The sequence below is a fragment of the Pasteurella oralis genome, assembly GCF_002850605.1.
GTDB classification, from domain to species: domain Bacteria; phylum Pseudomonadota; class Gammaproteobacteria; order Enterobacterales; family Pasteurellaceae; genus Pasteurella; species Pasteurella oralis.
This window is the reverse complement of record NZ_NXGB01000014.1, coordinates 1-7,429: the sequence shown is the minus strand read 5'-3', so window position 1 is coordinate 7,429 and position 7,429 is coordinate 1. Positions and strand designations below refer to the sequence as shown.

The 7,429-nt window shown below is 36.4% G+C and carries 13 protein-coding genes, 2 tRNA genes, 1 rRNA gene and 1 pseudogene; 3 read left to right on the top strand and 14 right to left on the bottom strand.

Going from position 1 to position 7,429, the window contains the following annotated elements; translation table 11 throughout:
• Positions 1 to 47: 47 nt before the first annotated feature.
• From rrf to C0975_RS11095, 3 genes are all read left to right on the top strand, one after another.
• Positions 48 to 163: ribosomal RNA gene (rrf, locus tag C0975_RS11105) — 5S ribosomal RNA — on the top strand.
• 11 nt (positions 164 to 174) lie between these two features.
• Positions 175 to 251 (top strand) — tRNA-Asp (locus C0975_RS11100).
• A 34-nt stretch (positions 252 to 285) separates the two neighbouring features.
• A tRNA-Trp gene (locus C0975_RS11095) sits at positions 286 to 361 on the top strand.
• A 40-nt stretch (positions 362 to 401) separates the two neighbouring features.
• On the opposite strand, the gene C0975_RS11090 is transcribed toward C0975_RS11095, so the two are convergent.
• From C0975_RS11090 to C0975_RS11525, 14 genes and pseudogenes are all read right to left on the bottom strand, one after another.
• On the bottom strand, positions 402 to 1,493 hold the full coding sequence (locus C0975_RS11090; RefSeq protein ID WP_101776432.1) for a tyrosine-type recombinase/integrase: 1,092 nt from the start codon (positions 1,491 to 1,493) through the stop codon (positions 402 to 404).
• Positions 1,391 to 1,699 (bottom strand): helix-turn-helix domain-containing protein, encoded by a 309-nt coding sequence (locus C0975_RS11085; RefSeq protein ID WP_101776433.1) that lies wholly within the window; start codon positions 1,697 to 1,699, stop codon positions 1,391 to 1,393. The genes C0975_RS11090 and C0975_RS11085 overlap by 103 nt, the downstream gene beginning before the upstream one ends.
• 75 nt (positions 1,700 to 1,774) lie before the next feature.
• Positions 1,775 to 2,215, bottom strand: a complete 441-nt coding sequence (locus C0975_RS11650; protein ID WP_245853390.1) for a hypothetical protein — start codon at positions 2,213 to 2,215, stop codon at positions 1,775 to 1,777.
• 189 nt (positions 2,216 to 2,404) lie between these two features.
• Positions 2,405 to 2,812 carry a hypothetical protein gene (locus C0975_RS11075; protein WP_101776431.1) on the bottom strand — a complete coding sequence of 136 codons (408 nt, stop codon included), beginning with the start codon at positions 2,810 to 2,812 and terminating at the stop codon, positions 2,405 to 2,407.
• Positions 2,802 to 3,299: a type II toxin-antitoxin system HicB family antitoxin gene (locus tag C0975_RS11070; RefSeq protein WP_101776430.1), complete on the bottom strand. Its 498-nt coding sequence runs from the start codon at positions 3,297 to 3,299 to the stop codon at positions 2,802 to 2,804. Before C0975_RS11070 ends, C0975_RS11075 begins: the two co-directional genes overlap by 11 nt.
• Positions 3,300 to 3,309: 10 nt before the next feature.
• Positions 3,310 to 3,564: a type II toxin-antitoxin system HicA family toxin gene (locus tag C0975_RS11065; RefSeq protein ID WP_101776429.1), complete on the bottom strand. Its 255-nt coding sequence runs from the start codon at positions 3,562 to 3,564 to the stop codon at positions 3,310 to 3,312.
• A 205-nt stretch (positions 3,565 to 3,769) separates the two neighbouring features.
• Positions 3,770 to 4,123 carry a beta barrel domain-containing protein gene (locus tag C0975_RS11060; protein WP_101776428.1) on the bottom strand — a complete coding sequence of 118 codons (354 nt, stop codon included), beginning with the start codon at positions 4,121 to 4,123 and terminating at the stop codon, positions 3,770 to 3,772.
• 8 nt (positions 4,124 to 4,131) lie between these two features.
• Positions 4,132 to 4,383, bottom strand: coding sequence for a DUF551 domain-containing protein (locus tag C0975_RS11055; protein WP_101776427.1), 252 nt, complete (start codon positions 4,381 to 4,383; stop codon positions 4,132 to 4,134).
• 10 nt (positions 4,384 to 4,393) lie between these two features.
• Positions 4,394 to 4,705 carry a hypothetical protein gene (locus tag C0975_RS11050; protein ID WP_101776426.1) on the bottom strand — a complete coding sequence of 104 codons (312 nt, stop codon included), beginning with the start codon at positions 4,703 to 4,705 and terminating at the stop codon, positions 4,394 to 4,396.
• A gap of 163 nt (positions 4,706 to 4,868) precedes the next feature.
• Positions 4,869 to 5,330 carry a single-stranded DNA-binding protein gene (gene ssb / locus C0975_RS11045; RefSeq protein ID WP_101776425.1) on the bottom strand — a complete coding sequence of 154 codons (462 nt, stop codon included), beginning with the start codon at positions 5,328 to 5,330 and terminating at the stop codon, positions 4,869 to 4,871.
• The gene (locus C0975_RS11040) at positions 5,330 to 6,142 is read right to left on the bottom strand and encodes a hypothetical protein (RefSeq protein ID WP_101776424.1); all 813 of its coding nucleotides are present in this window, start codon (positions 6,140 to 6,142) and stop codon (positions 5,330 to 5,332) included. Before C0975_RS11040 ends, ssb begins: the two co-directional genes overlap by 1 nt.
• Positions 6,143 to 6,158: 16 nt before the next feature.
• Positions 6,159 to 6,935, bottom strand: a complete 777-nt coding sequence (locus tag C0975_RS11035) for a PD-(D/E)XK nuclease-like domain-containing protein (RefSeq protein WP_101776423.1) — start codon at positions 6,933 to 6,935, stop codon at positions 6,159 to 6,161.
• 1 nt (position 6,936) lies between these two features.
• Positions 6,937 to 7,224 carry a hypothetical protein gene (locus tag C0975_RS11030; RefSeq protein ID WP_101776422.1) on the bottom strand — a complete coding sequence of 96 codons (288 nt, stop codon included), beginning with the start codon at positions 7,222 to 7,224 and terminating at the stop codon, positions 6,937 to 6,939.
• Between the two features lie 2 nt (positions 7,225 to 7,226).
• Positions 7,227 to 7,429, bottom strand: a pseudogene (locus C0975_RS11525) (hypothetical protein); the annotation flags it as partial.

Below are 7,429 nucleotides of genomic sequence, written 5' to 3'. Positions count from 1 at the left end.
ATTTTGTTAATTCATTTTAGAAGAAGTGAATTAACAAAATAGAATTTTTTGGTAGCAATAGTGCAGCAGAACCACCTGAATCCATGCCGAACTCAGAAGTGAAATGTTGTAACGCCGATGGTAGTGTGGGGCTTCCCCATGTGAGAGTAGGTCACTACCAAATATCAATTTTGCGGAGCGGTAGTTCAGCTGGTTAGAATACCTGCCTGTCACGCAGGGGGTCGCGGGTTCGAGTCCCGTCCGTTCCGCCACTTAATTAAGCGAATTAAATTTCGTTTTCTTTCTAGGGGCGTAGTTCAATTGGTAGAGCACCGGTCTCCAAAACCGGGTGTTGGGAGTTCGAGCCTCTCCGCCCCTGCCATTAAGATCGAATTAAAGCTGTAAGTTATTTACCTTTTAAATCAATAACTTATGGCTTTTTTATTTTCTAAAAATCCTCCAATATTATCATTTCCAGCACTTAAATTTGACGTATCAATCATTGAGTTTGACGTAAATTTGACTTGATTTGCGTAAGTCAATAAATGTCCAGCATTCAAGTGGGCGTATTTCTGAACCATTTCTATTGTTTCCCAACCGCCCAATTCTTTCAAAACCAGCAGCGGTGTGCCGTTCTGAACGTGCCAGCTAGCCCACGTGTGACGCAAGTCATGAAACCGGAAATCTTTGATTCCTGCTTTTTTTAATGCTCTATAAAAAGCGTGCCTATCAATGGCTTTAATTTGCTTGCCTTTTCCACGATGAAAGATATATTGCGACATGCGGCTTGCTTCAAGCCTGTGAAGCTGCTTTATTGCATCATCACACAGCGGCAGCGCTCTAGCTCTCCCAGATTTCGCTATATCGCTTGTAACTATCGCAATTCTTCTAGAATAGTCTATTTTGTCCCAAGTCATTGATAAAATCTCTGTCATGCGAGCACCAGTTAATAGCGCAAAAATAGAGACATCACGGAGCCAATCAAGATTTATGCAGCTAAGCAATCTTCTTGCTTCATCTCGCGTGATCCAACGAACTCGCTTTTTAGGCTCTTGGTTTTTCTCAATATAGGGAATTGAGTCAACCCAGCCAGCTTGTTTAGCTAGATTGAGCGCGCGCATTATAGAAGTGCGGTATCTATTTTGAGTTGATGGTGACAGCTTTTTACCAGTGTTTGTGTTTAACCTAGGTAAGTTGTTGTAGATATCATCGCTTGTTAAAGAACTGATTTTTTTATTCCCAATTACGTCGCGCCAGTATTCAGCATGTCTGATTTTTGTTTCTAAGTCTTTCTGATGTTCAGCATCTTCAAGAAAACGAATCAGTGCTTCTTCTACTGTACGCTCGGGCTTTTTATTGAGTTTTGCGACTGCCCACGCTTCATGCTTCATTTTATCGTGAAGCTCTTGCGCTAGTTTCTTTTCAGTCGTGCGACTAGAACATCGAATTCGCTTACCGCTCTCGGTTGTGAAATCGATTTGCCAGACGCCGTTTTTTGCCTTTCTGATCGACATTGTTGTTTCTCCTTGCCGACCTGCACACACAGACGGCTAACATTATTTTCTTTTTGTATGTTTCGATCAAGATCTCTTTTGTATATGCGCCAACCTCTGATCCCACTAATCTTAAAAAATCCTAGCTCTAGTTTTCGTGCGTAAACTGTGTTGTAGCTCATTTTCAAGAGATCTGCTGTTTCTTGTATTGTGAGCGTTTCTTCCATTATTAAGATCTCTAAAATAAAAAAGCCGTCATGGACGGCTTAATACAACAATTTGTTAAAATCATACTTCTTAACTTATTTACGCGCATTTTTCATTGCCTCAAGCCAAGCTTCAGCATCCTCTTTTGTTTTGAAAGCCAAGCCAAAATTAATAGCATTAAAAAATTCAGTGCTGTTGTTGTGTTTGCGTACTAAAACTTCTGGAACTCCGTTATTTTGATAGCTGTAACCACTCAAAATGTAGATTTCATCACCAATTGCAACGTCTTTAAGCGGACAAGGCAAAGTAAGCGTTACTGTCGGTCGTGGTTCTTCCCACATTCCATAATTCTCATCAATAAAATGTTCTATTGCTATATTTATGGTTTCGTCAGTTGTTGCGTTATATAGCACTATTGGAAAGATTAACTCACTACCAAGCTTTGAAGCGTCACCCAAGTAATAGAATTTATGCTTTGTCCGTTTGTCTTGAAATGGCTCACCAGCCAACGCTTTTTCTAAATTAAATTCTTTCATTTTTTAATCCTTAATTTTCAATCTGTTAAATAATAAAAAACCGCACAAAAGTGCGGTTGGTTTTGATATGCGCTTTAGCACAAAATTAATCAAAAAGGGAGAAAATGAACAAATGAATTTGTTCAATGAACTAAAAATTAGGGAGGTGGAGTAGTGGAATAAAGAAAACCGCCACGAGGGCGGTATAAACTAGTCATCGTAAGAGAATTTAGGTATATCAAATACCTCATTAATATTAAACGCAGTATTTATTAAAGTGCTAGAGATAACTTTATTGATTGCATTTTCAATATATTTTGAAAAATATTCTGACTCTTTATTCACAATTTCCTTAAATGCTTCTTCATCTTTTGGTCTTTCCTGTAAACCAAAACCGAGTTGTAGCTTACAAGTTAGACTAAATGCCTCATCTCCTTTTAATGTGAATGTGAATGGCATTATTGCTATATTTTTGCCATCATTTGATTCAATAATAGGTGAGGAATATCCTAAATTAATAGTAAGGTTTTCGAACTCTTTTTTATCTTCTTTGCTTTCTTTAAAAGATAATTCCCTTACCACATATCTCAAATATTGTATTTCTTTATTAATTAGCATAACCAGTTACTCTAGATGTGTTTACATGTAATTTAAAAGGACGCTCTTGAAATTTAGTATCACTCACATAAAAATCTCTCGTATTAATTTTTTCACTAAATTCAATCAACTCTCGTTCCATGTAAGTGTAAACGACAGATATCTCCCTTGATGTTGCAGCAATTTCATTTTGTATAGCTTTACATACGAAAGCATTTAGGGTGATATTTTGCTTAGTTGCCAATAATGAAGCTTGTTTATGTAATTCAGGTGAAATTCTGACATTAAATTTACCATTGAAAGACTTATAAGCATCTAAGCCTTGTTCTTGGCAGAATTCAATATAGTCATCTACGGCAGCTTGAAATTCTTTATTTAATTCATCAACTGTGTTGGCTTCATAGGTGATTAGTCCGTTAATGTATAATATCTTTCCAAAGAGAATATTATCCTCTAAAGAAACCTCAACGCTTCCGATGAAGTCTTTATATTCTAGAACATTTTTCATTATCTATTCCTTATATAATATTAAGTTCATCAAGAGCACCTTTCACCTGCTCAATAATATATATTTTTAATTCATTTCCTGGATGGGGTTTATGTAAACTAATAGGATATTTTAGGTTTGAGTGAACAAATTTTACTCTTGAACCAGTACCTTGTTTTTCCTCGAAACCCAAATTGGTCAACAAAGACCTAAGCTCATTCCAAGTGAAATCTTTAGGCGGTGGTTCCTTTTTTAGCTTTTCTAATAATTTATCTGCTCTGCTCATATGTGCCACTACAAATTAGTTACGAAATTCTATCATGTCATTTTAGTTTAATGCAACAACTTGCTTATGTGCTGGGTATTTTTATCTATTTGCTGTCTACAGTATGGGCTTATTTCCTTTGCAGGTTTTGTATTACACCTATCTCTCCCCGATGAAAAAAGCTTAATCCGAAAGAGCGGCGGTTGTCAAATAAACATTGCTGCGGTTATTCTGTGTATTTATTTAAAATATTACTTATAGTTTCAGCATCTTCTAATGTTAATTTAAAGTAGTTTGATGTTATTTTCTTTTTAACTGCGAACCTCAATCCTATTAACTTTAGGCCATACAAGTAGTCTTTTTTATCTCTATAAATTCTACCGCATAACGCTCCATATTTACTTTCTTCACACCCATCAGATAAATTGATCTTTCTATCTTGACTAAGCACTTTAATTGTTAAATATTTTCTTCCGATTTTTAGAACTTCGGTTTCACGCTCAAATGTTGATCGTCCTCCTGTTTCTACAAAATACACAGTGTCGCCAACTTTAAGATTTTTAATCCAATCTTTTTCCATAAATATTCTCACTCTGTCGGTGGTGGAAGTGGTCGCCAGTGTGTAATTTTTTCTAGACTGTATGTGTATGGATAAAATAAAAAATTTTCTCCATCATAAAATAAAGAAATTGTCTCACTAGCAATTGTATAAACCAAAACATGATTATATGGTTCTGGCAATCTATCACTGCAAGCAATCCAGCCGTTGTTTTGTGGAAATTCAACAAGCTTTGGCTTTTCAAGCACTAAATCAGAGCCATAGTCTTCTTTTTCTTCCATAATTAACTCCTTAATAATAAAACAAACGTTTAGGCTTTTTGAATTTCTTACTTTCTCTTATCTTATCTTCTTCTGTCATTTGATCACACTTAATACGTAAACTGCGGATTTCTTCATCTTTTTCTTTGCGCATTTTTTCAAAATCAGAAATCTGACAATCCTTAAATTCAATCATCTTTAGTAGTTCGCTTTCTCTATGCTGCGAATCTGCACGAAGCTTTACTAAAGCTCTGCATTTTTCATCTAAGGCACCAGTCAATTCGTTAATCTCGTTGATTAAATCACCTTTAGATTTTAAATATTGAATTAGTTTTTTAATCATTTTTTACTCCTTTGTAAAAATAACAAATAAGAGGATAACACCAGTAATCATCAGCAAATATGCATCTGTTATTATTTCCAATTCAGCCTCAGTCACTCTCACCCCTCCATTTTTTAATAATAAAAAAGCCACAATTAAGTGGCTGTTGTTCTGTATATGTAACTCAAAATGGGATATTATCCTCTTCAAAGTTATCCGCCTGTAGTACAGGCTTTCCAGCTTTCGCATTCGCATAAGCGTTGTTTTGTGGTGCTGGTGTATTAACTTGCGCTTGCTGCGGTTGTGAATCTTGGCGACTATCTAGCATTTGTAATACGTCGCCTTGGATTTCTGTGGTGTAGCGGTCTTGCCCGTTTTGGTCTTGCCATTTGCGTGTTCGGAGTTTGCCCTCTACGTAAACTTTTGAACCTTTTTTCAAATACTGCCCGCAAATTTCAGCTTGACGACGATAGAAAACAATGCGGTGCCATTCGGTTACTTCCCGACGTTCGCCAGTTTGTTTATCATTCCAAGCCTCGCTTGTAGCTACACTGATATTAGCCACAAGGTCGCCATTTGGCATTGCTCGGACGTCAGGATCGTTTCCTAAATTTCCTAAAATAATTACACGATTAACCCCAGCCATTATTTTTCTCCAGTCATTTCTTCAACTAATGTATTCAGGTTGCTTGCCTTAATATTTATATTAAACCAGTCTTCAGGTTGGCTCATGCCATCTTTTAAGCTATTATAGATTTTTCTCAACTGTACAACTTGAGCAGGGCGAATAGCTTCAAATCGACACTGATAGCGGTCTGCGATCATTTCTACTGTAATTCCAAATTCTTTAAATGTGTCTGCTATTTTTTTAAGCCCCTCAGGTGAAGTATCTGCACTAGCATTTAATGTAATAGAACACTGCTTTAGAGCAGCCTCAATAACATCACCAGGAATAACACCTAAAATACAAGCTCTTAGCCGTCTAGCACCGTTATTAGCTACTGTCTCGTAAATATCTCTTGGGTCAGTTAAAACAGTTTTACCTTGCTCCTCATAACGAATATGAGGAACTTGGAAAACTTTAACTTGACGAGTATTAGTTTGAATATCCCAAGCAAATGCTTCAACAGTACTTTCTCCGTTAGCTTGGCTTAATTCACGAATGCCGTATTGGATGTTTCCCCATTCTTGTGCAATAGCTTCTGCCAATCGAATAGACGGACCCTCAACATTCTGCCTGCCACGAGGATAAGAGTAGACTGCACCTTGAGCTAATGATTCACGTGTACAAGAGCGCAGGATTCGATCCATTGCATCGATTGGCTCTCTAGGGAATTTCTTTGCAATAATCATCATCGCTTGTACTTCTTGACTTTCTCTAACTGAATGAGTTTCAGTCATTACATTTGTTTGTTTATTTTCTTTTTCTTGTGAAAAAATATTGGCTACAGTTGTCATAAATTTAACCCCTTTATTATTTAAAAGCCCAATTAGGTAGACTTAATGTTTCAATATTCTTGCTAAAAGCATTCCAAACACCCTGTTCTAATGCTTGCTTGTAGGTTTCAAGGTTTTCTTTAAATCGCATCTCACCTTCTAATTTAGCCATATCATCAAGTGTGTAAACTCCAACCGCATAAGGTGGTTTTTTTTCGACTGCGATAAATACAAACCCTCTAGGAAGTTCGCCAAAAGCATGTTTATAGCCATTTGAATAATAGGCATCTTGCACATGGTATCGATATTCTGCAACTGACTTAGCAAACCCTTTGGGGCTGGCATCATTTGTTGTTTTTAAATCAACAATTACACCTGTTGTGTGGATAAAGTCTGGTCTACAACGGCATTCAACACCGATTTCATCCTTCCAGAAAATAGATGCTTCAGGTTTTCCTTGAGAGAGTAACTTCCCCGCAGAATAATGCGATAATACACTTTCCTTCATTGCATTAATTTGCTCAAACTCGTCTTGTGTAAGTATTTCTTTATCCTCTGCTTGAGCTTTCCACTCTTTACCATCTTTTGTTGCAAGGTTTAACCTGTCAGGTTTGATGATATAATTTTGATTAAAAACTTCTGGCAGCAGAACTAAATCATGGAATGCAGAACCAATAATCATCGCTTTTGTTTTCTCTCTTTCTGCATAAAAAAAATGGGCTGGACTTTTTTCTATTAGATCCAACCCAGACTTACTAATCGCTGAATGTGCGTGATAGTCAGTATTTGACATATTTTCAATAACATAAGCCATCTTAAAAACCCTCATCTTCGTAGTATTTCTTGTTTACTACAATATTAAAAATGTGTTCATCTCTAATCTTGAGATAATCAGCACCACTACCAATTGCTAACCAGAAGTTGTCATCACTAGATAACTGCTCGGTTAAATAATAAAACTCACAAGTGTTGCCAAGTTTTACTTGTTCTTCAAAGTGCGCTATTTGCTGCTCTTCTGATATTTCGCGATCGCATATTTCATCAAGCATTGCGATATCTCGCATATCAACAGCTCTTGCCAATTGCGAATCTGTCATATTCATATTCACACCTTAATTTTTGGAATCTTTTCTTTTAAATCAAGATTTAAAAAATCAATTCTTCTATTTAGTGCTATTGCAGCAACATGTTCGTTCATCATGTTGCATGTTTTCTCGGATAAGACCCCATTACAATAAATTGCACCGTAAAACGATCCGCTTGAATTTCTATTTATTCGAGCTGTGTAAGTTATTTCTTTTTGAATTT

Coding starts and splice junctions, on each gene's coding strand:
- C0975_RS11090 (WP_101776432.1), bottom strand. CDS start 1,493: ATGTCGATCAGAAAGGCAAAAAACGGCGTCTGGCAAATCGATTTCACA.
- C0975_RS11085 (WP_101776433.1), bottom strand. CDS start 1,699: ATGGAAGAAACGCTCACAATACAAGAAACAGCAGATCTCTTGAAAATG.
- C0975_RS11650 (WP_245853390.1), bottom strand. CDS start 2,215: ATGAAAGAATTTAATTTAGAAAAAGCGTTGGCTGGTGAGCCATTTCAA.
- C0975_RS11075 (WP_101776431.1), bottom strand. CDS start 2,812: ATGCTAATTAATAAAGAAATACAATATTTGAGATATGTGGTAAGGGAA.
- C0975_RS11070 (WP_101776430.1), bottom strand. CDS start 3,299: ATGAAAAATGTTCTAGAATATAAAGACTTCATCGGAAGCGTTGAGGTT.
- C0975_RS11065 (WP_101776429.1), bottom strand. CDS start 3,564: ATGAGCAGAGCAGATAAATTATTAGAAAAGCTAAAAAAGGAACCACCG.
- C0975_RS11060 (WP_101776428.1), bottom strand. CDS start 4,123: ATGGAAAAAGATTGGATTAAAAATCTTAAAGTTGGCGACACTGTGTAT.
- C0975_RS11055 (WP_101776427.1), bottom strand. CDS start 4,383: ATGGAAGAAAAAGAAGACTATGGCTCTGATTTAGTGCTTGAAAAGCCA.
- C0975_RS11050 (WP_101776426.1), bottom strand. CDS start 4,705: ATGATTAAAAAACTAATTCAATATTTAAAATCTAAAGGTGATTTAATC.
- ssb (WP_101776425.1), bottom strand. CDS start 5,330: ATGGCTGGGGTTAATCGTGTAATTATTTTAGGAAATTTAGGAAACGAT.
- C0975_RS11040 (WP_101776424.1), bottom strand. CDS start 6,142: ATGACAACTGTAGCCAATATTTTTTCACAAGAAAAAGAAAATAAACAA.
- C0975_RS11035 (WP_101776423.1), bottom strand. CDS start 6,935: ATGGCTTATGTTATTGAAAATATGTCAAATACTGACTATCACGCACAT.
- C0975_RS11030 (WP_101776422.1), bottom strand. CDS start 7,224: ATGAATATGACAGATTCGCAATTGGCAAGAGCTGTTGATATGCGAGAT.